At 73.3% G+C, this 22,791-nt stretch carries 17 protein-coding genes and 1 pseudogene; 8 read left to right on the top strand and 10 right to left on the bottom strand.

Features of this window, described 5'->3' with window-relative positions:
• The first annotated feature begins 468 nt into the window (after positions 1 to 468).
• On the top strand, positions 469 to 1,656 hold the full coding sequence (locus BL253_RS33535; protein WP_198946508.1) for an acyl-CoA dehydrogenase family protein: 1,188 nt from the start codon (positions 469 to 471) through the stop codon (positions 1,654 to 1,656).
• A gap of 114 nt (positions 1,657 to 1,770) precedes the next feature.
• On the opposite strand, the gene BL253_RS33540 is transcribed toward BL253_RS33535, so the two are convergent.
• Both BL253_RS33540 and BL253_RS33545 read right to left on the bottom strand, forming a co-directional pair.
• A complete protein-coding gene (locus BL253_RS33540) occupies positions 1,771 to 2,352 on the bottom strand; it encodes a maleylpyruvate isomerase N-terminal domain-containing protein (RefSeq protein ID WP_076821556.1) in 582 nt (193 codons plus the stop codon).
• A gap of 391 nt (positions 2,353 to 2,743) precedes the next feature.
• Positions 2,744 to 4,107, bottom strand: a pseudogene (locus BL253_RS33545) (DUF4331 domain-containing protein).
• Positions 4,108 to 4,460: 353 nt separating this feature from the next.
• On the opposite strand from BL253_RS33545, the gene BL253_RS33550 reads away from it, so the two are divergent.
• From BL253_RS33550 to BL253_RS33560, 5 genes are all read left to right on the top strand, one after another.
• On the top strand, positions 4,461 to 5,693 hold the full coding sequence (locus tag BL253_RS33550; protein ID WP_241835369.1) for a tetratricopeptide repeat protein: 1,233 nt from the start codon (positions 4,461 to 4,463) through the stop codon (positions 5,691 to 5,693).
• Positions 5,684 to 5,809: a hypothetical protein gene (locus tag BL253_RS44945; protein WP_274535290.1), complete on the top strand. Its 126-nt coding sequence runs from the start codon at positions 5,684 to 5,686 to the stop codon at positions 5,807 to 5,809. Before BL253_RS33550 ends, BL253_RS44945 begins: the two co-directional genes overlap by 10 nt.
• Positions 5,806 to 6,582, top strand: coding sequence for a hypothetical protein (locus BL253_RS39885; protein WP_081438956.1), 777 nt, complete (start codon positions 5,806 to 5,808; stop codon positions 6,580 to 6,582). The genes BL253_RS44945 and BL253_RS39885 overlap by 4 nt, the downstream gene beginning before the upstream one ends.
• A 20-nt stretch (positions 6,583 to 6,602) precedes the next feature.
• Positions 6,603 to 7,652, top strand: a complete 1,050-nt coding sequence (locus BL253_RS39890) for a sulfite exporter TauE/SafE family protein (RefSeq protein ID WP_081438957.1) — start codon at positions 6,603 to 6,605, stop codon at positions 7,650 to 7,652.
• 253 nt (positions 7,653 to 7,905) lie between these two features.
• Complete coding sequence (locus BL253_RS33560; RefSeq protein ID WP_076821557.1) at positions 7,906 to 8,676, top strand: hypothetical protein; 771 nt, start codon at positions 7,906 to 7,908, stop codon at positions 8,674 to 8,676.
• 122 nt (positions 8,677 to 8,798) lie between these two features.
• Here BL253_RS33560 and BL253_RS33565 read toward each other — a convergent pair whose 3' ends face one another.
• The 8 genes from BL253_RS33565 to BL253_RS33600 all read right to left on the bottom strand — a co-directional run bounded on the left by BL253_RS33565 (position 8,799) and on the right by BL253_RS33600 (position 20,691).
• The gene (locus tag BL253_RS33565) at positions 8,799 to 10,262 is read right to left on the bottom strand and encodes a catalase (RefSeq protein WP_076821558.1); all 1,464 of its coding nucleotides are present in this window, start codon (positions 10,260 to 10,262) and stop codon (positions 8,799 to 8,801) included.
• Between the two features lie 294 nt (positions 10,263 to 10,556).
• Entirely contained in the window at positions 10,557 to 11,423 is an 867-nt protein-coding gene (locus BL253_RS44950; protein WP_081438958.1) for an FHA domain-containing protein, read from the bottom strand.
• The gene (locus tag BL253_RS33575; RefSeq protein ID WP_076821560.1) at positions 11,420 to 12,724 is read right to left on the bottom strand and encodes a VWA domain-containing protein; all 1,305 of its coding nucleotides are present in this window, start codon (positions 12,722 to 12,724) and stop codon (positions 11,420 to 11,422) included. Before BL253_RS33575 ends, BL253_RS44950 begins: the two co-directional genes overlap by 4 nt.
• Entirely contained in the window at positions 12,724 to 14,304 is a 1,581-nt protein-coding gene (locus tag BL253_RS44275) for a PP2C family protein-serine/threonine phosphatase (protein ID WP_241835370.1), read from the bottom strand. Before BL253_RS44275 ends, BL253_RS33575 begins: the two co-directional genes overlap by 1 nt.
• Entirely contained in the window at positions 14,304 to 16,769 is a 2,466-nt protein-coding gene (locus BL253_RS33585; RefSeq protein WP_081438959.1) for a serine/threonine-protein kinase, read from the bottom strand. The genes BL253_RS44275 and BL253_RS33585 overlap by 1 nt, the downstream gene beginning before the upstream one ends.
• Positions 16,766 to 18,199 carry a hypothetical protein gene (locus tag BL253_RS33590; RefSeq protein ID WP_076821562.1) on the bottom strand — a complete coding sequence of 478 codons (1,434 nt, stop codon included), beginning with the start codon at positions 18,197 to 18,199 and terminating at the stop codon, positions 16,766 to 16,768. The genes BL253_RS33585 and BL253_RS33590 overlap by 4 nt, the downstream gene beginning before the upstream one ends.
• Positions 18,200 to 18,205: 6 nt before the next feature.
• On the bottom strand, positions 18,206 to 19,321 hold the full coding sequence (locus BL253_RS33595; protein ID WP_081438960.1) for a glutamate ABC transporter substrate-binding protein: 1,116 nt from the start codon (positions 19,319 to 19,321) through the stop codon (positions 18,206 to 18,208).
• 11 nt (positions 19,322 to 19,332) lie between these two features.
• Positions 19,333 to 20,691: a hypothetical protein gene (locus BL253_RS33600; protein WP_241835371.1), complete on the bottom strand. Its 1,359-nt coding sequence runs from the start codon at positions 20,689 to 20,691 to the stop codon at positions 19,333 to 19,335.
• A 324-nt stretch (positions 20,692 to 21,015) separates the two neighbouring features.
• On the opposite strand from BL253_RS33600, the gene BL253_RS33605 reads away from it, so the two are divergent.
• Together BL253_RS33605 and BL253_RS33610 are read left to right on the top strand one after the other, a co-directional pair.
• On the top strand, positions 21,016 to 21,675 hold the full coding sequence (locus BL253_RS33605; RefSeq protein ID WP_081438961.1) for a TetR/AcrR family transcriptional regulator: 660 nt from the start codon (positions 21,016 to 21,018) through the stop codon (positions 21,673 to 21,675).
• Between the two features lie 224 nt (positions 21,676 to 21,899).
• Positions 21,900 to 22,670 (top strand): TIGR03617 family F420-dependent LLM class oxidoreductase, encoded by a 771-nt coding sequence (locus tag BL253_RS33610; RefSeq protein WP_241835372.1) that lies wholly within the window; start codon positions 21,900 to 21,902, stop codon positions 22,668 to 22,670.
• Positions 22,671 to 22,791 lie beyond the last annotated feature (121 nt).

The following is a 22,791-nucleotide window of genomic DNA, read 5'->3' on the forward strand; positions in this document are numbered from 1 at the left end:
GGCGTGCGAGCATCGCCTTCGCGTCTGATCGGCGTGCCGTCCACGTCGCGGACGGAACAGGCCGACCGCCGATGCCCGGCGACGAGAGGCTTGGCGACGTTCCTCCGACCGTTGCTGTCAGCGGTCGTCGTCGACGGCCGCCGGTGTCGGTCGAGGGCGTATCGGTGGCCCACGATTACCGCCCGATAGCTCCGCCGTGAGGGCTGCCTGAATAGCGGCTCACTATGCTGGTCGGGAGCGTCAGGGAAAACAATCTGGACGTGCCGCAAGTGATGGCCTGACATCACTCCCAGGGGGAGTCCATATGTGCGGTGAAAATATTCAAGGAGATTCTGTGCGGATTGCCTGGCCGGATCCTACCCGTCTTTTCYTGCCCTCCTTGTCGGACCTTCCTCGCGGCTCCCGAGACCGGCGGGCGGCCGCTCGACCCTGCCCGGCCATGATGTCCATGAGGGAATACACGTGCTGATGGGTCCAGAAGTGTCGATGGGCGTGTCCGCCCGCGCCGTCCTCGATCAGGTGCGGGACATCGTCCCCCGAATTCGTGAGAACGGCMCCGAAGGTGAGGCGCGGCGGTGGATCCTGGACGAGAACATCGAGCTGCTGGAGAGCGCCGGYGTCTTCCGGATGGCTGTGCCCTGGCGGTTCGGTGGCCTGGACCTGAGCCTGGCGGAGCAGTGCCGGGTCCTCACCGAGATCGGTCGAGGCTGCCCGTCAACCGGCTGGGTGCTGATGATCTGGCTGTCCAGCGCGTGGACGGTCGGCCTGTATCCGGATCGCGCCCAGCGAGAGGTCTTCGCCGACGGTTCCGCGCGGGTGTCGAGCGTCTTCGCGCCGACCGGGAAGCTGGTGCCGACCGAGGACGGCTACCTGCTGGATGGGACCTGGAGGTTCAACTCAGGGGCTCCGGGCGCGGACTGGAACCTGGCGGCAGCGCTACTCGAGCTCCCTGACGGGACGGTTAGCGAGCTCATGGCCCTGGTGCCGATGTCCGACATGGAGATCGTCGACGACTGGGACGCCTCGGCGGGAAGCGCCACGGGTAGCAGCACGACGCGGGCGCGGGGTGTGTTCGTCCCCTCTCACCGCGTTGTCGGCTTCGAGGAAGCTATGGCCGGCCCGGTCGGCGACCGGTCCGACATCGCCGTGACCGGTCGTGGCTACGGCCTGCTCAGCCTTGTGATGTCCGAGTGCGCCGCGGTGTTCATCGGTATCGCGCGTGGCGCGTACGAGCTGTTTGTGGACCGGCTGCCAGGCCGGGCGATCACGTACACCCGCTGGGAGGATCAGTCCGCCCACCCGCGCAGCCACGTCCAGGTCGCCACCGCGGCGAACAAGATCGCGGCGGCTGAGGGACTCGCCAGGGGCTGGCTGGATCTCCTGCAGGCGCGGGCCGACGTGGGGGAACAGCCGACATTGACAGAGAAGGCCGTCATTCGCGGCCAGGCCGCATTCGCCGCGCAGCTGTCCAAGGACGCCGTGGGTATCCTTCACGCGGCCAGTGGCGGAAGCGCGATCCTGCGCAGCGTCCCCATCCAGCGCTACCACCGGGACATCCAGGGTTTTTCGCTGCACGCGCTCCTGCAGGTCGACGTGAACCTGGAATTGCAGGGCCGCGTTCTGCTGGGACTCGATCCGGAGACGGAATTCCTCTGACCGTGACGACCAGCCGAGGTCGTGTCACTGGTGGCCGAGGTCGTGACCACTGGCCCATGTGACGGCGGGCGTGGGCGATGATGGTGGGCCGCCTCGCCTGGCGGCCGGCATGAGTTATCGGACGGCCCCGTACCACTGCCAGGCCCGCTGGCGAGGCAGACTCGGAAGCGCGATGCGACCCGTGCACCACAGAAGCGTCTCCACCGGGGTGAAGCCGTGCGGGGCACGCGGGAACAACCGGTCGATGACGGGGATGGCCAACCGATCGTCGGGTACCCAGTCGAGTCCGAGTCCCATGGCTATATCGCGGGTGTGGACGGTCAGTTCAAGTACGCCCATCGCGGCGAATCCGGTCGCGTCGGAACTGCCGTACGGATGCCATGCGCGGGCCTCCGGCGAGGCCTCGCGCACGGCCGACGCCAGAATCGATCCGGAGATTCGCAGTGCCTCGAGCGCGGCGGGGATCGGCGCGGCCGGGTCCACGGAGGCGAACAGCGTGATGTAGCGGTCGGGCGRCCGCGCGATGAGCAGGCCGGCATACCCCACGACGCCGAGCGCGATGTGGTCGAGCATGCTCCGACAGCTCCACTCGACATCGCCGGCCGGGCCTAGCCAGTCCAGATCCGCGGCCTTCTCCAGCGCGGCGCTCGTGCCCGCCGCGGCGGAGGCCACGAGTTGGGCCCAGGGGGTGTCCATGAATATTCGTCTCCGATTCGTCGAAGATCAGATCGCGATGTGGGCGTCACGTCGCGGCCGGGACCGTCGCGATCGCTCACCCGCTCGCGATGCTAGGAGCGGTCGTCCACCGGACGGTCATCCCGCGCTTGGGCCCGCTCACATCCAGGCACACGGTGAGATCGACGGCATCCGGACGCGCCACGAAAAAGCCGGCTCAACGCTCTGCGCCGGACGTCACACTCCTCGCCAGCACGCTGCTCCCGCGCTTCGCGACGCCCGACGAACAGGTTCACCCGAGGCCAGAACAGAACCAGAACCAGAACCAGAACCAAACCAGAGCTAAAGCTAGGGCCGGGGCCGCGACGCGGTGACGTCACGGCCCCAACCGGCGAGGGCGAGCGGGGACAGCTCAGGCGCCCGAGGATGAGCGGGAGCCGGGGGTGGGCAGGGCGACGTAGGGGAACGCGGAGGTGAAGGGCACGTTGTTGGCGTCCACGGCGTCACCGAGGGCCTTCGCCGCCGGCGGCGGGTTCGGCAGCAGGATGCCCTGGACGGCCTGCAGCTCGATGTCGACGACGTCGTCGGCCAGCCGCCGTCCGTTCGGGAACCCTACGGTGTCGCCGCCGACCACGCCGAGCCGGTGCGGCTGCGCCGTCGGCGGGACCGGCATGTTCAGGCGCAGGGCCTCGTACGGAACGATCTTGTTCGGGGCGGCGTCCATGTTCAGCGTGTGCGCGTTCAGGTCGACGCCGAGGTTCGCCTTGCTCACCCCGGTCAGGAAGGCCGCCACCAGGTCGTTGCGTGGCGCCGCGGGCGCGGGAATGTTGTAGATCGCCTCAATCAGCTTGGGCAGCTCCGGGTTGGTGACGTAGCTCAGGAACTGGGCGTCGCGGTCCGGGTTGGAGTTGTTGAACCGGTCCTTCTGCCCGACCGGGATGACCAGCTCGTTGACGAGAGGCGAGCCGAGCCGGGACACCTGCGACCAGCCGCCGCTGTTCGTCGGCTTGCCGTCCCCACCGGTGCTGGGTAGCAGGCGCAGGCTGCGGCGGTCGGTGGTGCTCCAGACCCCGATGACCGGGTTGCGGCCCGGGTCTCCCTTCAGCGCCAGGGCCTTCTTCGGGACCTGGAGCACGATGGAGTTCACGTTGTAGCCGGAAAGGGTGTCCTTCCCGATCTCCGAGGCGTTGCCGCCGTAGAGCAGGTCGAACACCCGCAGGTCCAGGAAGAACGGGTCGTCGGCCTGGCCGGCGAACGTCTTCGTGCCGCCCGCGAGAGTGCGCACCGCGTCGGACCGCAGCTTCCCGTAGTCCGGCGTCGAGGCGACACCGACGTTCGACGGCGCCACCGGCACGTTGTCGGCGAGGACCGTCGTGCGCACGCCCTGGATCAGCTCCAGCTTGTACGTCTGCGTGAAGTTCAGGTCCGGGTCGTCCAGCGCCGTGACCGCGCCTGTGGTGCACAGGAACGTGTTCTGGTTCTTGTACTGCGACGTGAACGTCCAGCGGTAGGTCAGGTCCGCCTTCGCGTCGCCGTCCRCGTCGACGTGCAGGTTGTAGCGGGCGTCGGTCGCGAACGGGAAGAAGTTCGGACCACCGGCTCGGAGAACGGCGACCAGTTGGCGACCAGGGTCACCGTGTCCGGCGCGTCCGGGCTCACGAACGCGTAGGTGTCCGTGTTGTCCACGGTCGGGTCGGCGGCGATCAGTGGCGCCTCCCGATGGCTGGACGCCTGGCCGGCGAGCGGGGTCGCGACCACGGCAGCCGCGGCCCCCATGGCGAGGGCGGCGACGCCCGCGAGGCCGCGCCGCAGCCCAGGACCGCGGCCGGAGCCACGGCGCGAGCGGGGATCGGGAGGAGCATCGGGGGCGGTCAGCTGTCTGATCACGGATCACCTCATTGGGTCACGGGCCGGCCCGTCGCCGACCCCGCACGGGGCTGTTCGTCGCTGGCGCCGGTACGGATGGGCAGGCCGCCCGACACGCCGTGTTGTCTGGATGACACCAGTGGTGACCGGTCCGGGTTCCCGCCGGCGTCGAACAACCAGGCGGCGGACCGTCGGGAGCCGTCGGCGCGCCGGCCGGGCGATGGCGCCCACCGGCCGCCCGGCGCGACCTCAAGGGGCGAACGATGAGACGACGAGCAGGCCGCGCCGTACTCGGCGCCGCGCTCACCGTGGCCATGCTGGCCGCGGGGGTGGGCGTCGCCGCGGTGGTCGGCGTGGGCCAGCGGACCGGCGGCGGGGGAGACCCGGCGGCCAGCGGAGGCGGCGTCACCGCCCCGGCGGCCCAGCTCGGCCGGCGGATCGACACGCTCGCCACCCGGCTGCGCACGCTGCCTGGAGACTGGCCGGGCTGGGCCGCGCTCGGCGCGGCCTACGTCGAGCAGGCGAGGATCACCGGTGATCCGACCTCCTACCCGCGGGCCGAGAGCGCCTTCGCCGAGTCCCTGCGGGTACACCCCGACGGCAACGACCTCGCGCTCGCCGGGCAGGCGTCGCTGGCCGCCGCGCGGCACGACTTCCCGGCGGCGCTGCGCCTCGCCGACGCCGCGCTCGCCGTCAACGAGCTTGGCGGCCCCGCACTTGGCGTGCGCGCCGACGCGCTCGTCGAGCTGGGCCGCTACCCGGAGGCGTGGCAGGCCGCGCAGCGCATGGTCGACGTGCGCCCGGACGTGTCGTCGCTGGCACGCGCGTCCTACGCCTTCGAGCTGCGCGGCGAGGTCGGGCCGGCCGAGGAGACGCTGCGGCGGGTGCTGGCCGACGCCTCCTCGCCGGCCGACGTGGCCTTCGCCTGGCTGCATCTCGGTGAGCTCGCCCGGGACACCGGCGACCTGGCCGGCGCCGAGGACGCCTTCGGCCGCGGCCTGGTCGCCGACCCGTCCTCCGCGCCGCTGCTCGCCGGCCGGGCACACGTCGAGGTCGCCCGCGGGCGGGCCGACGCGGCGCTCGCGACTACCGACTGGCCGTCGCCCGCTCGCCGCAGCCGGCGCTCGTCGTCGAGTACGGCGAACTGCTCGAATCGCTCGGCCGGCTGCCCGAGGCGCGGGAGCAGTACGCCCTCGCCCGGACGGCCGCTGGCCTCTTCCGTGCCCAGGGCGTCGACGTCGACGTGGAACTCGCCCTGTTCGACGCCGACCACGGCGACCCGGCGGCGGCGCTCGCCGCGCTCACCCCGGCGACGCCGCGCCGCGCCGGGGTCTTCGTCGACGACGCGCATGCCTGGGCGCTGCACCGGCTCGGCCGCGACGGCGAGGCGCTGGCCTTCGCCCGTTCGGCCGTCTCCCTGGGCACCCCGCGGGCGCTGTTCCGCTACCACCTCGGCGTCATCGAGGCGTCCCTCGGGCAGCGGGACGTGGCCATAGCCGACCTCCGGCTCGCGCTCGTGCTCGACTGGCGCTTCTCCCCGCTGCACGCCCCGCGGGCCGTCGCGCTGCTGGCCTCGCTGAACGGTGAGTCCCCGGCGGGCGGTGGCCAGTGACCCCCGATCCGTCGCGGTCGAACGCGCCGGCGCGGGCGCGGCGCGCCTGGCGCCGCCGCCTGGCGGTGGTCGTCGGCCTGGTGGGCTTCCTCCTGACCCTCGTGGCGGGAACCGCCTTGGCCCATCCGCTCGGGAGCTTCACGGTGAACACCGCCGGCGTGCTGCGGGTCGCGCCCGACCGGATCCGCGTCGACGTCGTCGTCGACTTCGCCGAGATCCCGACCGCCCAGGCGCGGCCCGCCGTCGAGGCGGCCGGCCCGGCGGTGTGGCGGAACTGGGAATGCGCCCGGATCGCCGGGGACGTCCGGCTGACGGTAGCCGGCGCGCCGGCCCGGCTGAATGCGACCGGGGGCGCGCTGACGTTCCCGCCCGGCCAGGCCGGCCTCTCGACGGCGCGGCTCGTGTGCCGGTACGCCACGGCTCCCACGCCCGGACTGCTGGGCGCGGGCGGCGCGGACATCGCGTACGAGCTGCGCGCCTACACCGGGCGGGCCGGCTGGGGGGAGACCGTCGCCGTTGGCGACGCGGCGACGATCGTGCGCAGCGACGTGCCGAACCGGTCCGCGAGCGCGTTGCTCACCGCCTACCCGACCGACCCGCTGGCCGGCCGGTCCGACGTCACCCATGCCGCCCTGCGTGCCCGGCCAGGTGGCCCGGTGGCTCCCGACCCGTTCCCGGACGTGCCCGGCGACGCCGGCGCGGACGCCGCCGGGGTACCTACGGCGGCCTCAGCCGACGCGCAGGCCGTCTCCCGGGCCGGGAACGGCGGCTGACGGCTCGGTTCACGAGCCTGGTGCGGCCGGGCACGGCGCTGACGGTCGGCGCCGCCGCCGTCGCTCTCGTCAGCGCGCTCGTCCTGGGCGCCGCGCGCGCGTTCGCGCCCGGTCACGGCAAGACGCTGATGGCCGCGATGATCGTCGGCCGACGGGCGACCCGCGGACAGCTCGCCGGCATGGCCGGCGCCGTGACGCTCACCCATACCCTCGGGGTCTTCCTGCTGGCCGTGACGCTGTCCGCGTCGGCGGGCTTCGCGCCCGAGCGGCTCTACCCATGGCTCGGCGCCGCCAGCGGCCTGCTCATGATCGGCCTCGGTCTCGGCCTGCTGCGTTCCCGCCTCGGCCGCGGGCGCCGCTGGCCCGCGGCGCTGCTCGGCCTCGGCGCGCCCGTCCACGACCATCCCCCTGACGACGGGGCACATCGTCACGGCCATCCCCACCCGCACGGCGACGACCATGCACACGGCGACGACCATGCACACGTTGGTGATCACGATCATGCACCCGTCCACGTACACGGCCGCGATCACGTGCATGCCGGCGGTCACGRCCATGYGCATGGTCACGACCACGACCACGGCGACGATCATGTGCATATCGACGGTCACGGCCATGCGCATGGTCACGGTCACGGCGGTGACAGTGGCGCGCGCAGTGATGACCGTGGCCATGCTCATCGGCACGGCGGGCGGTGGCACAGTCATGCTCCGGTGGTGGCGGCCGACGGGACGCCGGTGGGGCTGCGTTCGCTGCTGCTGACCGGTCTGGCCGGGGGCATGATGCCGACGCCGTCGGCCGTTGTGGTGCTGCTGGGAGCGATCAGCCTGGGACAGGCGTCGTTCGGGGTGCTGCTGGTCGTCGCCTATGGACTGGGCATGGCCGGAACCCTCATCGCCGTCGGCTACCTGCTCGACCGGTCGCTGCGCCCGCTGCTGATCCGGCTGCGGCGCCGGGCCCCGCGGCTGGCCGCGACGGCGCTCACCGTGGGGCCGGTCGTGAGCGCGCTGACCGTCGTCGGCGTCGGCGCGTTCCTCCTCCTGCGCACGGGCCTGGCCACGCCCGTCTGACCGGCCCGGCTGGCTCAGGTCCGCCTTGGACCCGGCCAGCTGTTCGCCGCGTCGCCTCCCGTCATGTCCGCCTCAGCCCGTGGGCGGGAAATTGCGTGGCGCTCGCGCGCGATCTTCGGTGCAATGGTGGTGCTCGCATGGTTCTCTGCTCGTCCGGAGGAGGTGAGGCCATGACGCAGCGGACTAGGTAGCCGCCGGTTGGTCAGCCGCGCCCTGTGGCGCGCGGCGCCGGCGGCCTCGAGGAGCGTGCGTCGTGCGGAACCACGACGAGAAGATCAAGGACATGGCCGAGTCGGTGCTGCCCTCGACGGCTCGCCGGTCGGCCCGGGAGCTGCGGCGGCGTGCCCACCGGCGTCAGCGCGCTCGCCAGCGTGACCTGCTGATCGCCATCCGGGACGGATACGACCACGACTACGACGAGGTTGGTATGGGCGCCGACTTCGCCGACGCCGACGCCGACGCCGACTTCGCCGAGCGTCGTCGCCGCGGCGACATCGACGCGATGGTGTGGCGGCGCCGGTTCGCGGACAAGACCGGCTCGCTGGTCCGCTGGGCGGTCAGCCAGGTCGAGCGGGACGACGACCTGCGTGAGGCTTCGGCCGACGAGCAGCGTGACCACTTCGCGCGCCTGCTGCCCGACAACCTGATCGGCCGGCACGCCGTCCAGCACATCGAGTCCGCGCTGGAGCATCGCGCGCGGTCCGGCGAGTGGCGCGACCGGCGTGCCGCGCTGGCGGACCGCCGGCGTCGAGAGCGTGCCCAGCTCGCCGACGACCTGCGGACCGTCCTGGACTCGGGGCGTCACCGCGAGTTCAACGAGGCGCTGCGCGCCGGCTATCTCTGGGAGGCCCGCGCCGGGTCCGCCGGAGCTCGGCCGCGCTCGCTCGCCGCCGCCACCACCGCCGCGGCCGTCGGCCGGCTCCTGCTGGGCGCTCACGACGTCGACGACTTCGTGGCGGACGTCGCCAGCCGTCACCCCTGGATTCCGGACCTCGCGCGGCGGCTCGCGTCCGGGGCTCGCTGAGCGAGGACCGGGGCGACGGCCGGCCGCGGGCATGACGCGGCTCTGGCCTGGCCACCCATGGGTGGCCAGGCCAGAGACCGGCTCAGGAACGCCTCGGGAGGGGCGTCCCGGTGCTAGTTCGGCTAGGCGCGCTGCTTGGCGCGGACGCCGGCCTCGACGGCGTCGCCGAGGTCCTTGTCGACGTTGCGCCAGTACTCGAAGGCCCGCAGGAGGACCGGCTCGCTCACGGCCTTGAGCAGGTGGCCGACGATGTTGCTGACCAGGCGCTCCCGGGCCGCGTCGTCCAGGACCTCGCGGACCATCGTGCCGGCCTGGCCCCAGTCGTCGTCATCCTCGCGCAGCGCGTACGCGGTGCGCACCATCTCGCCGTCGGCGTACCAGAGACCGTCGCCACCGGTCAGTGTCGGGTCGGCCTTCGGGCCGCCGTAGGAGTTCGGCGCGTACACCGGATCGCTGGCGTTCTGGACACGCATCGCGCCGTCCTTGGTGTAGCTGTGGACGGGCACGTGCGGGGTGTTGACCGGGATCTGCCTGTAGTTGACGCCGAGGCGCGCCCGGTGGGCGTCGGAGTAGCTGAACCCGCGGGCGAGCAGCATCTTGTCCGGCGAGAGACCCGTGCCAGGGACGAGGTTGTTCGGCTCGAACGCGAGCTGCTCGATCTCGGTGTGGTAGTCGGTGACGTTGCGGTTGAGCGTCAGCCGGCCGACCTCGTGCAGCGGGTAGTCGGCGTGTGGCCACACCTTGGTCAGGTCGAAGGGGTTGAACCGGTAGGTCTTGGCCTCCTCGAACGGCATGATCTGCATCTTCAGCGTCCAGCTCGGGAAGTTCCCGGCCTTGATCGACTCGTGCAGGTCGCGCTGGTGGTAGTCACCGTCCGACCCGGCGAGCTGATCGGCCTCCTCCTGGGTGAGGAAGTCGATGCCCTGGTCGGTCTTGAAGTGGTACTTCACCCAGAACTTCTCGCCAGCCGCATTGATCCACATGTACGTGTGGCTGGAGTAGCCGTTCATGTTCCGCCAGGTCTTCGGGATGCCGCGGTCGCCCATCAGCCAGGTGACCTGGTGGGCGGACTCGGGAGACAGTGTCCAGAAATCCCACTGCATGTCGTTGTCGCGCATGTTGTTGTCGGCGCGCCGCTTCTGCGAGCGGATGAAGTGCTGGAACTTCATCGGGTCACGCACGAAGAACACCGGCGTGTTGTTGCCGACCATGTCGAAGTTGCCCTCGGTCGTGTAGAACTTGAGCGCGAAGCCGCGCGGGTCGCGCCAGGTGTCCGGGCTGCCGCGTTCCCCGGCCACCGTGGAGAACCGCGCGATGGCCTCCGTCCTCGCGCCAGGCTGGAACATCGCCGCCCGGGTGTAGGCGCTCACGTCCCGTGTGACCTCGAAGACGCCGAAAGCGCCACCACCCTTGGCGTGCGGCTGGCGCTCCGGGATACGTTCCCGGTTGAAGTTCGCCATCTGCTCGATCAGATAGTGGTCCTGCAGCAGGAGGGGACCATCCGTTCCGACGGACAGTGAGTGCTCGTCGCTGGGGGCCGGCGCGCCGGCGTCGGTCGTCGTCCAGTGACGGTCCTGTGTGGTCACGCGCGCGCTCCTTTGCGTATGTCGGGACGCCGCTGCCCGAAATCTCATGGTGCCGGGACGTCGCCGGCCCCGCGTCCGCGCGTGAGCTTGCTGATATCGAGGATTACCCGTTGTCGACAGGCCACCGACGCGGTCGGACGTTGAGTTCGCCTACCCCCCGTCGTCCTTCACAAACGCCGGTGGTGATGGGGCCCTCGGTCCCGCTCTGGTCGTTTTAGCCTCCCGGGGCCGGTTTTGGCCTGTCCTTGCCGTGGCCTCGGCGCGCGGCCTCGCCCGGCCGGCGAGCCGGACCGCTCAGCGGGCGCGCAGCGTGATTCGGGTCCAGGAACCCAGGTAGATACGCGCACCGGCGGCGAGCTCGACCGCGACGCCGCGCTCCACCCGGCGCAGGCTGTCCCCGAGCCAGGTGCCGTTCGCGGAACCGAGGTCGGTGACGGTGAGCGGGCCGCCCGGAGGGTGCTCGAGCAGGGCGTGCGCGCGGGAGATACCGATGTCCTCCGGAGGCAGCGACAGGTCGATCTCCGGGAAGATCCCGCGAGACCGGCTGCGCCGCCCGATCAGGGTCCGGCTGCCCAGCAGCGCGACGAGCCGGGGCGGAGTGTCGGTCGGGAACGGCACCGAGCCGTCATCGCCGCGATCGAAGTAAGCCCGGTCGGGGACGACCTCGGCCAGCCACGTGGCCGCGACGCCGGCGGGCGGCTCTGGGCGCTCCGGCACACCGGGCGGGCTGGAGGGCGTGGAAGGTGGTGCCGGCGGGGGAGTCGGCTGCGTGATCAGGGGCGGGGCCGGGTGCTCCCGTCCCGCGGGCACGGTCCGGGTGAGGAAGTCGTAGGCGCACTCCTCGCAGTAGCGCTGGCCCGGCTCACGCGGCGTCTCGCACAGCGGGCACACCGCCTCCTGCGCCGCGAGCCCCGCGGCGGCCAGGGGGCGCTGGCCGGCCGGCGGCTGGGTCACCGGCCACGGACCGGTGACCCAGCCGAGCGGTGGTCGCGCCGACGGAGCGGCCGTGCCGTCGGCTGGCATGGGCGTGGTCGCCAGGTGCGCGGCGGCGCCCGCGCCGGTCGCGCCGCCCGCGTCCGCCGCGGCCTCGATCCGGGCACCGCACTCGTCGCACCAGTCGTCGGTGCTCGAAAGGTGGCCCAGCGGGCAGCGGACGCTCACCGCGGCGCGGGGACCGTTTTTGTCGACTGGGCGTCGAGATCCATCTCGTCCAGCTCCGGCACGTCCGTGYGCAGCCGCACCCTGCCCGTCGCGGCGTCCTCGATCTCGACCACCTTCTCCAGAAGCGCCAGTCTGTTGGAGTCCCGAGCCTCGGTGGCGAGCCGAGCCGCCTGCCCGAGCAGCGTCGCGGCGGTCTCCTCATCGCCGTCCTTGTGCGCCTTGAGGCCCTTCTGTATAGCGTCGGCGAGCTCGGCCTGTCCGGTGTAGTGCGCGACCGTGCCGTCGATCCGGGTGCTCAGCTCGACGTCGTCGGTCCAGGCGGCGAGGACCTTCGCCTCGGCGAGCGGCTCGTCGTCGACGACCAGGCGCACCCGGGCCGAGAGCTTCTCGACGCCGACCGGACCGGGGAGGATCTTGATACCCAGGTGGTACACCCGCTTTTCCTCGCCCCACGCGCCGGTCGGGTAGTCCCTGGTCAGCGCGTCCACCACGACCGCGCCGCCGGTCAGGTCCGTGATGTCCGGGAGCACCTGCCGCAGGAACAACACCTCGGCGCCCCGCGGCGTCCAGACCCGCAAGGCCACCTTGTCGATCCCGCGGCCGAGGGCCGCCTCGACCATGGCACGGAAGTCGTCGGCCATCTCGTTCGGCTCGCGGATGAGGCCGACGTCGCCGAGGAGCCGCTTGGCGATCCGCCGCAGCTGGGCCACCTCCCAGTCCGCGCCGACGCCGCGGCAGTCGCACTGGAACACGCCCTCGCACTGGCTCAGCGCCTGGTCTAGCTCCGCCTCGCTCTGGCCGTTCTGGCCATCGGTGAGCAGGATCGCGTGGTGGATCGCGTCCGGCCTGGTCAGCATCAGCTCGCGCGCGAGCAGCAGCCACTCGCCGATCGCGGTCCCGCCGCCCGCCTGCATCCTGCTCACCGCCGTCTTGGCCGCCTCCCGGGTGGCGGCGGAGGCGACGGCCAGGCTGTGCCGTTCCGGGAAGATCTTCTTGGCGAAGTGCTCGCCCTGCACGACGGCGAACAGCACCCCGTCGCTCAGCGTGTCGATCGCGGCCCTCGCCGCCCGGCGTGCCTCAATGATCTTGTTACCGCCCATGGACCCCGAGCAGTCCAGCAGGATCACCTCCGCCGCCGTGCGAGCCGCCGTCGCAGCCGCCTTCCGACCGCCCGGCCGGGACCGGGCCTGGCCCTGCTCGGGCCCGCCGGCCCTGGCGGTGACCGTGACCACCGCGTGCACGTCCGTCCCGCCCGCGGGCAGGTACTTGTTCTGGTTGACCTCGGAGGTGAAGTCGGGCATCAGCCTCTCCCCGGCATGTCGATGACGACGACGGTGATGTTGTCGCGGCCGCCCGCGCGCAGCGCGACCGTGGTGAGATGCCGGGCGACCGCGAGCGCCGACGCGCCGGGTGGGAGCGCCGCGACATGCGCGGCCAGCTCCGTGACGCCCGAGGCGTAGTTCCACAGCCCGTCCGTGCAGACCACGATCCGCGCGGGGCCGGTGACCGGCACGACGGCGATCCGCGGCCGCGCCTCGCCGCGGTCGGGGCTGAGCCAGCGGGTGATGGTGTGCGCGCCGGGGGCCGTGTCGGCGGCCTCCGGCGGGATGAGGCCGGCGCGCACGGCCTCGGCGGCGAGGGTGTCATCGGCGGTCAGCCGCAGCATGCCGCCGTCCGCGCCGAGCAGGTAGACCCGGCTGTCGCCCAGCCACCCGACCGTGACGTCGGTACCGGTGACGACGGCCGCGGCGAAGGTGCACGACGGCGCCGGGTCGCCGGGCGGCGCGGCGCCCATGGCCCGCTGGGCCCGCTCCGTCGCCACGCGCAGTCCGCCGGCCACCGCGGGCGCGTGGGGGTTCGCCGCGGTGAGCCACTCCGCCAGCAGATCCGTCGCCGTCCTGGCGGCGGTGCCGGCGGCCGGACCCGAGCCGGGCACCGTGGAGACGCCGTCGCAGACGACGGCGACGACCGCCGTCCCGGTTCCGTCCGCCGACGCGGGGTCCGGCCACGCGACGAGGCGCAGGCCCATCGCGTCCTCGTTGTCGCGGTGGACGAGCCCACGGTCGCTGACGCCCGCGAGCCGCCCGAGGTCGACCTCCAGGTGGTCGCCGGAGCGGGCCGAGCCCTGCCGCAGGCCGCAGCTGAGGCAGTAGCCGTCCTCGTCGACCGAGGCCGAGGCGCACGCCGGGCACGGCCCGTCCAGCCCGGCGAGCCCGGGACCCGCGGCGGGCGCCGGGGCCTCCAGCGACACCGTCGACCCCTGGGAGGAGGTCGAACCCAGCGAGACGGTCGGCTCCACGCCGCTCGCCTCCCGCGCGGTCGCTTCCACCCCGGTGGCATCAGCGCGTGCGTCCGACGCCTCCGGTACGGCCGTGGCCGGCGAGCCGGCTGTCTCCGGCGGCGCGGTCACCCCCGACGCCGTCGGCCTCGACCCCGGCGCTGTCGAGCCCGCCGCGGCCGCCGTGGCCGGTTTCGGCGCGCCGATGGAATCTGGCACATCGGCGGGGTCCGGCGAGCTGGCCGGGAAGGCTGACGCCTGTTCGCCGGACGCCCCGGGAGGGGGCACCGCCGGGAGGACCGCCCCGCACTGCTCGCAGTAGAGGTCCGAGTCGGCCGCCTCCGCCAGGCATGCCTGGCAGAGCCGCACCGCCACGGTCCCCTCGCCCGCGCCGCCCGCGTCTGCCGCGCCGCCCGCGTCTGCCGCGCCGCCCGCGTCCGCCGCGCCGCCCGCGTCCGCCGGGTCGGCCGCGTCCGCCGGGCTGGCCGCGACCAGCCTGTCCGCCGGGGCGGACTCGGCCGACGTGGCCGGCGTGACGGTGTGGGCGGCGTGGTCGCCGACGCTGCTCGGCTCCCGGGCGCTGGCCTGTCCGGCCGGCGCCATCAGACCAGCGTCCTGGGACGGACGCTGTTCGCGAGGTCGACCAGCTCGTAGCGGATGGCGGCGCTCGGCGCCTGCTTGGCCATCTCCCGGTAGACCCGCTCGAGGGCGAACCGCAGGTCGGTCTCCCGCAGCTGGGCCCCCGCGACCTTGACGTCGTCGGCGTCCGCCAGCGCGCCCGAGGCGACCAGATCGACCGCGGCGGCGAGCAGGTCGCGGGTGAGCGCCGCGCGCCGTACCTCGTCGAGCCGGGGACCCTGGCCGGCACCGAGCCGGGCGAGTACCCGGGACGCCTTGGCGATGTCATCCCGGCTGGGCGTTCCCGCCGCCGTCACCGTGCCGAGCACCCGGGCGAGCCGGATCTGCGCGTCCAGGTGGGCCGCCGAGGACGGCGGGACCCGCTGGTATGCCGCCACGGCCCCCGTCCGGTCGCCCCGGGCGGTGCGGACCCTGGCGAGCCCGAACGCCGCGCTGGTGAACCCGTCGTCGGTGCGCGAGACGATGTCGTACATCCTCTCGGCATGCGCCAGGGCGCCGTCGACCTCGGCGGCGAGCGCGAGCGCGAGCTTCGGCGCGAGCTCGCCCGGCGCCTGGGAGTAGACCCGGTCGAACGCGCCCCTGGCCGCCGCCGCGTCGCCGCCCGTGAGCGCGAGCAGCCCTCGGTAGTACTCGACCCGCCACTCCCAGGGATCCTCGTCGGCGACCTGGTCGAGCAGCTGGCCGGCCTCGGCCGCCTCGCCCGCCTCCATCAGGGCGCGGGCCCGTCGCAGCCGCACCTCGACGGTCTGGGGGCTGATCGCGGCGAGCAGCTGGGCGAGTGCTGCGGGGTCGCTGTCCGGCAGGGCCGCCAGGGTGCTGGCCGCCTGGTCGGCGGGGTCGACCCGCAGCGCCGGCAGCACCGCCCACGGCGGCTCGGCCCTGGTGCCGTCCAGGTCCTCGCCCGTGAGGTGGCTGTCGCCGGCGAACAGCCGGCTCGGCGCCGGCACCGGCCTGCCGCCCTCGGCGGCGACGATCTCGCGCAGCACGCCCAGCAGCTCGTCGTACATCTCGTCGGCGCTGGTGAACCGGTCGTCGGGCTGCGGCGCGGTCGACTTGCGCAGGAACCGGTAGAGCGAGTCATACCGGACCAACGGTGGGTGCTCCGAGGTCGGTGGGAGGCGATACCGGTAGGTCGACGTGTTGCCGCGGAAGTTCAGGATCAGCGCGGCGAGCGTCCGCCCGATCGTGTACAGGTCGGAGGCGACCGATGGCCCCTGCCTGGCCACCTCCGGCGCCTGGTAGCCGGGCGTGCCGTAGATCGCCCCGCCGACGGCGTCGAGCCGGCGAACGGCGCCGAGATCGATGAGCTTCACCGCGTCCCTGGCGAGCATGACGTTGTCCGGCTTGAAGTCGCAGAACACCAGACCGTTGCGGTGCAGGTAGGCGAACGCGGGCAGCACGGCGAGGATGAAGGAGATCGCCTGGGCTACCGGCAGGGGGTCCGGGTTGCCGCCGGCCGCGTCGCGGCGGCGCTTGAGCAGCTCGCGCAGCGACGTCCCGCCGACGTACTCCATGACGATGTAGCCGCTGCCGGCATGTTCCACGAACGTGTAGATCTTGACGATCGCGGGATGGTCGACGGAGGCGAGGAACCGGCGCTCGGCGACGGCCGCGGCGTAGGCATCGGCGTCACCAGCGTCGAGCATGCCCTTGAGCACGACCCAGAACGTCTCGTGAACGCCGGTGTCACGGGCCAGGTAGATCCAGCCCTGGCCGCCGTGCGCGATCGCGCCCTCGATCTGGTACTGGCCCGCCCGGTCTCCCTTGGAGAGCGCCGGCACGAACGAGAACGGCGACCGGCACTTGCCGCAGAACCCCTTGGCCCTGGCCGGCCGCTTGGCGGTGCCGCGCCCGACCGGCTGCTTGCAGTCGGGGTTGGGGCAGAAGCGGCGGCTCTCGGGGACCTGCGGGTCGGCGAGCACCATCGAGGTCGGGTCGGGCGCCGGCAGCTCCGGCACCTCGACGAGACCCGCGCCGAGCCGGCTGCGCGGCCCGGTCGTGCGCGTCGACTTGCGGGAACGGCCCGACCGGCTGCTCCCGGACCCGCCGGCGCTCCCGCTCCCGCTTCCGCTCCCGCTTCCGGTCCCGCTTCCGGTCCCGCCGCCGGCGCCGGGGGTGGCGCTCCCGATCCCACCGGCGCCAGCGCCGGCGCCGGGCTGGGCGCTCCCGCCCGCGGCCGAGCCCACATGGGTCCCGCAGACGTCGCAGTAGCCGTCGCCGGCGACGTTCCCGTCACAGGTGGGGTCCGCGCAGCCGTTCGGGCCTCTGGCGCTGGGCTGGCCGGACGCGGACGCCTGGCCAGCCACGGCCGGTGGCACGTGGGCGGCCGGTGGCACGTAGAAGGTGCCGCACCTGTCGCAGTAGCCGTCGGCGTCGATCGTGCCGTCCGGGCAGTCGTTCTCCGGGCAGGGGATGCCCTTGGATGTCATCCCGCCTCCTCCGTGTCCCACGCGGCGTTGCCCGTCACGCGGTCGTCGTGCGCGGTGCCCCCGGCTCGCCCGCGGGAGCGGGCCGACGGCGCGGCGGGCGGCATCCGGGCCGGCACCCCGCCGGTCCCGCTGGCCCCGCCGCGACCGGCGGTGACCGCCGCCGCGTATCCGTGGACGAGGTCGCCGGCGAGGTCCAGATCGCTGGGAGCGATGTAGAGCGCATCATGGGCCCGCCGGTGCAGCGCTATGAGATCCGGGTCCTCGGCGCTGCCGTCGGCGGCGGCCTTCGCGTGCAGCGCCCCGAGCAGCCCACGCAGCTCGTCGCGCCGCCGCAGCGGCGCGGCGTTCTCCTCGGCGACCTCACGGGCCCGCCGCAGCGTCGCCTCGGCGGTACCGCGCCAGGCCAACAGCCCGCGGGCCGCCCCCGGCCAGTCGCCGCCGGCGGCGGCGTCGACCAGCCGGTCCAGCCACGGGCGCAGCCCGCGGCGTGGGTCGGCCAGCCAGCCCTCGTCCAGCCGCGCCAGTGCCGCCCGGGCGCCCGCGACCCGCTCGACCGTCCTGCGCGCGTGGCGTTCACCCTCGGCCGCGACGGAGAGGACCTCGGCCAGCAGCGTCTCGGCGGCGCGCAGGTCAGCCGGGAGTGAGCCACGGGCGCGCCCGAGCACGCCGAGGACGGCGTCGGCCTCGTCGACCGCCGCGGCCGCCGCGGCGAGGTCCGCCGCCTGGGCCGACAGCGGGTCGGCGGCGACGGCCGACCCGTGCGCGCGCACCGCCGCCCTCGCGTCGGCGAGCTCCGGCAGGTCCGCCAGGCCGAGCCGGGCGGCGTCGACGGTGAGCTCGGCCAGCCGCCGCTCGGCGGCCGAGAGCTGGCCGACGCTCGACGCCCAGGCGGCGACGACCGCGTTCACGTCCCGCCGGACCGCCTCGACGACCTCGCTCGTCCCGTCCAGCAGATCCTCGGGGTAGGCGGCGATGCCCGAGGCCGGGCCAGCCGGCGGGCGCGGGACGGGCGCGCCCCCTTTCGCGGGAGCGGCGGAGGCGCCCGCGCTGGTGGCACCCGCGCCGGGAGCGGCCGCGTCGGCGTCGCCGCCGCCTGCCGCCGGCGGGGCGGGCGGCCGTGGCTGCGACGCGCGGTGCAGGAGTGCCTCCAGCTCCGCGAGCCGACGCGGGCCCAGCCAGGTCCGGTCGCCGCGCAGCGTCTCCGCCTGACGGATCACGCCGGACAGCAGCAGGTGGCGCTCCCACAGCCAGTCGAGCCGGGCGCGCACCGCCCTGGAGCGCTCGGCCGTGGCGCCGGTCCGCGCCGCGGGGTCGAGCAGGGCCCGGTTGGCGTCGGTGTCGAGCTCGAGCAGCGCGGCGCCCAGCCCGGCCGCGCCGGCGCGCAGCTGGTCGAGCGTCGTGTCCAGTGCCGACAGGGACCCGGCCGCCATCACGCCTCAGTCCCGGTAGAGCGCCGCGGGCGGCGACGGCGGCGGCTTGAGCGGTGGGTCGATGTCCCCCAGCCAGGTCTGCGCGATCTGATCCCAGCGTCCGCTCGCCACGACCCGCGCGAGCACGCCGTTGACGAACCGTGTCAGCTCGGGATGGTCGAGGCTCACCGCGACCGCGTCCGGTTCCGTGTCCAGGACGCCGCCGACGATCTCCGTCCGCGGGTCCTGCTGCACCATGCCGACCAGGATCGTGTCGTCGGTCGAGATCGCTTCCACGTCGCCGTTCTGCAGCGCGAGCAGGCAGTCGCCGTCGCCCGGCAGGCCGACGGGGATCGGGTGCGAGGCGGCGTCGGCCACGTGCTGCAGCGAGGTGGTCCCCGCCGCCGAGCAGACCTTCTTGCCGCCGAGGTCCTCGATCCCGTGGTAGGGCGAGCCCTTCAGGACGAGCACCTTGGCCTGGGCCTCGTAGTACGGCACCGAGAAGTCGACCTGGGTGCGGCGCGGGCAGTTCGTCGTCATCGTCGCCACGACGATGTCGGCCTCGTTGTTCTGGATCACGGGGATGCGCTCGGAGTTGACGAGCGCCCGGAACTTCAGATGCTTCTCGTCGGCGCCGTCCGGGCCGAAGATCGCCTTCGCGATCTCCTTCGCGATGTCGATGTCGAAGCCCTCGAAGCGCGCTTCGTCCTCCCCGTCGCCCTGCCCCGCGGCCGTGTTGATCGCGCCGAACGGCGGCGCGTCGGACAGGACTCCCGCGATGAGATAGCCGCGCTCGGCGATCTTCGCCATGAAGCTCTCGGCGGGCATCGCGCCTGGCGCGGGCATGACCGCCGGCGGGCGCAGGCTGACCCTCGGGTCGCCGCAGTCCAGCGCGGGTGACGGCGAGGACGTCGTGGACGGGTTCGACGGGGTGGCGTCGGAGGCGTTCGTCAACGGCAGCGGGCGGCCGGCGTCCGGCAGCGGGCTCGTGACCGTCCCGCAGCCGGCGGCCAGCAGTGCGACCACGACCAGGCCGAGGGACGCGCGCGCGCCCACGCCCCCACCCGCGCGCCGCGCGCCCCTGCGCCGCGTGCCCGCGCGCCACGGGTGACGGCTGGGAAGGAGCTGATGGCCGCGCGTCATGTGTCGCCGCCTCACCGGTACTCGTTGATCCGTGGCTGGATGCCAGCCAGCACCGCCGCCGCGGCAAGCACCGACAGCACGATCACGACGGCCTCGAGGCCCCTGAGCCGGTCGCCGGCGGCCGAGAGCCGGTCGTCGAAGCGCTGCTGGCTCGTCCTCAGCGCCGCCTCGGCCGCGTCGTCGAACCGCTTGAAGGCGGCCGCGCCGTCGACCAGCGCCAGCTCGCGCGCGCCGTTGAACCCGCCGGCGTCCTTGACTCCCGAACGCACCGTCCAGCTGGTGGTCTGGTAGCTCCGCCACAGCGCGGCGAGGTCGCCGCCGCGGAAGCCCTCCCCGCTCAAATAGGCGGTGACGGCCGGCAGCACCCCCGAGCCGGTCGGGTCGCCCTTCGGGGTGTAGCCGAGACGCGCGGCGACGGCGTCCGCGTCCGCGTCGAGGGCCGCGCCGTCGCCGCGCGCGATCAGCGACAGGCTCTCGTCGCCCCAGGCCCGCAGCCCGAGCACCCTGGCCTGGGCGATCTCGGACATCGGAACGAAGCCGTGATCGCGGCCCTCGAGCATCCGGGCACGCTCGGCCGAGAAGGCGCCGAGCGTGACGGCGAAGATCACCAGGACGCAGGCCGTCGCGAGGAGCAGCCCAAGGTTCAGCCGCCGGTGGGTCCGCCGGAAAAGCCATACCTGGACGGCGGCCAGCGCGGCCAGGCTGACGACGCCGGCGACCGAGACCAGCACGACATGGACCGAGGACGTCGCCCGCCGGTACCGGTCGTCGACCTCCTCGGCGCTGCTCGCGGCGAGACTGTCCGCGGCCGGCAGGATCGTCTGCTGCATGAGCTGGGATGCCTTCTGCAGGTACGCGCCACCGACGACGTACCCCTGCCGGTTGTTGGCCCGGGCCTGGCCGATCAGGCCGGTGTAGGCGGGGATCTGGCGGTGCAGCGTGTCCAGCGGGTCGCCCGCCTCCGCCGTGCCGCCCGCCCTGGCCAGCGTGCGCAGCTCACCCTCGGCCAGGGCGATGCTCTCGTCGTAGGCCCTGCGCTGCTCGGGCGGTTCGACCGGGCCGGCGAGGACGGCGCTGGCGATCGTGGCGTCCGCCGCCGACAGGTCGGCATGCAGGCGCTGGGCGGCGGCGAAGGCCGGGCCGGCGTCGGCGCTCACCGCGTGGACCGCGTGGTCACGGACGACGACCGCGGCGAAGGCGGCGGCCCACATCAGGGTGATGGCCGCGACGAGCGCCACGGACACGATGCGCAGGAGGCCGGGAGTCGTCCTGGCTCTCGCCCGCAGCCAGGCGGTGGCGCCCCGCGCCGGACCGATCAGCCGGTCGGTGGCGCTGACAGGCGTCGGCGGGAACGCGGTGGCCGAGGTCACATTTATGATCTTAGGGCGGCCGGGATCGACCGGCTCGAAACCTGACAACTAGCTGACAGCGCGTAACGCGTCCGAAACAGATCCCTCCGTGGTCTTCCCGTGTCGCGTCGTGTTTCCCGCGTGGCGCCGCATGGTCATCGCGGGAACCGTGAGCCGTCCCGACGCCGTCGTCCGGGTGGGTGCCGCCCCGCGCCGCTCCTTACCGCGCCGCGCGAGACAGATCGGAACTGGGCTTGGTGGTCATGGACGGACGCCGACGGATACTGACGGATGTTCGTGCCGTGTCCGCTGGGCTAGGCTCGGCCTGTCGGAGGTGATAGGGGCGTGGCCGAACGACGCGCGGGGCCGAAGCGGTCATTGCTGGTTCAGGAACGGTCGCGCGACACCCGGCGGGCCATAGTCAGGGCGGCGCTCGACCTGTGGGCGCAACGCGGGTACGAGACCGGTATCGACGAGACGACCGCCGAGGAGATCGCCGCCCGCGCCGGTATCTCGAAGGCCACCTTCTACTTTCATTTCGCGCGCAAGGAAGACATCCTCCTGGAAACAGGCTGGCTCACCGCGCGGGTCGCCTACGAGGATGCGCGGCGTGAGCTCGCCGGGAATGGCACCGTCGACGAAATCCTCGCCGGGCTGGTGACGGGCATCGGCCGGCGGGTCGAGAAGGTGCCGCGGGTCGCGGTGCGCCGGATGCTCGCCGCGCAGAACGTGGGCAACGCCTGTTACCAGACGGAGGACGGGGAGCGGTTCGGGTTCGAGCGGGCGTTCGAGGTCGTGTTCGCCCACGCCCGGGAGACCGGCGAGCTTCCCGAGCATGTCGCCGCGCGGTCGTTGGCGCTCATGCTTACCTCGCTCGTCATGGACGCGGTCCGGGACTGGGCACTGGCCGATCCCGCCGATCTGTGCGACGTGCTGCGGGAACGCGCGGCCCTGCTGCTCGCCGGTGCTCGCAACCTGTCGGTCGCCCGGCGAGTGGCCGGGTAGCCGCGCGGAAGCCCGGCTGGTTCCGCGAGCGGAAGCCCGGCCCGTTCCGGCCCCGCCGGTTCGTTTCGATCGGTTCGGGTCTCGATCGGTTCCGCCGCGGCGGCCTTGCCACGTCAACGCGGTAAGGGCAGTGGCTACCTGTTGCGGGCGCGACGGCGCTGGTGCCACCGTGGCGGCCGTGGCCGGGTGCCGGCGGCGGGTCTGGGTGGAGGAGTTCGTCGCGTATGCCGTTGAAGCTCGATGTGATGCTGGCGAACTCGGTGGTGGAGGCGGCCGAGCGGGCCAGGGCGTTGGAGAAGGCCGGCGTCGACGGGGTGTTCACCTTCGAGAACTCCCACGACCTGTTCTTCCCGCTGGTCGCCGCGGCGCCGGTGTGCTCGCTCGACCTGATGACCAACGTGGCGATAGCGTTCCCGCGCAGCCCGATGCACCTCGCGCACGCCGCCTATGACCTGCAGCTTCTGTCGAAGGGCCGGTTCCGCCTCGGGCTCGGCTCGCAGGTGCGGGCGCACGTCGAGAAACGGTTCGGCGCTCGCTGGGGGCGGCCCGTCGGCCAGATGCGCGAGTGGGTGCTCGCGACCAGGGCGATCCTGGACAGCTGGCAGTACGGCACCCGGCTGGACTTCCGCGGCGAGTACACCACCCACACGCTGATGACACCGGCCTTCCATCCGGGCCCGAACCCGTACGGCGTCCCGAAGGTGCTCGTGGGCGCGCTCGGTCCGCGGATGAACCAGATGGCCGCCGAGGTCGCCGACGGCATTCTCGTCATGCCGTTCAACAGCGACCGGCACATGCGCACCCGCACGATGCCGGCCATCGAGGCGGGGCTCGCCGCCGCCGGCCGTGCCCGCGCCGACCTCGAGGTGACGGCCGAGGTCATCGTCGCCGTCGGCCGGACYGACGAGGAGCTCGCCGCGGCGCGGGCGGCGACGTTCCTGCTCGCGTTCTACGGCTCGACCCCCGCGTACCGGCCGGTTCTAGGAGACCGCTGAATAACGTCGGCGCGCCTCCCCAATGCTGATCATGATGTTTGGGATCATTGGGTGGTGTTGGGGAGGAGCCGGTCGGACCGGGAGTTGCTGGACGCGGATGCGCTGGTCGGGCATCTGGTGG

Origin of the sequence: Pseudofrankia asymbiotica, from assembly GCF_001983105.1 — a bacterium.
GTDB lineage: Bacteria > Actinomycetota > Actinomycetes > Frankiales > Frankiaceae > Pseudofrankia > Pseudofrankia asymbiotica.

Excerpts from the sequence above, each read along its gene's own strand:
- BL253_RS33585 (WP_081438959.1), bottom strand. The coding sequence starts at position 16,769 with ATGACATCCAAGGGCATCCCCTGCCCGGAGAACGACTGCCCGGACGGC.
- BL253_RS33595 (WP_081438960.1), bottom strand. The coding sequence starts at position 19,321 with ATGACGCGCGGCCATCAGCTCCTTCCCAGCCGTCACCCGTGGCGCGCG.
- BL253_RS44275 (WP_241835370.1), bottom strand. The coding sequence starts at position 14,304 with ATGGCGCCGGCCGGACAGGCCAGCGCCCGGGAGCCGAGCAGCGTCGGC.
- BL253_RS33550 (WP_241835369.1), top strand. The coding sequence starts at position 4,461 with ATGAGACGACGAGCAGGCCGCGCCGTACTCGGCGCCGCGCTCACCGTG.
- BL253_RS33590 (WP_076821562.1), bottom strand. The coding sequence starts at position 18,199 with ATGGCGGCCGGGTCCCTGTCGGCACTGGACACGACGCTCGACCAGCTG.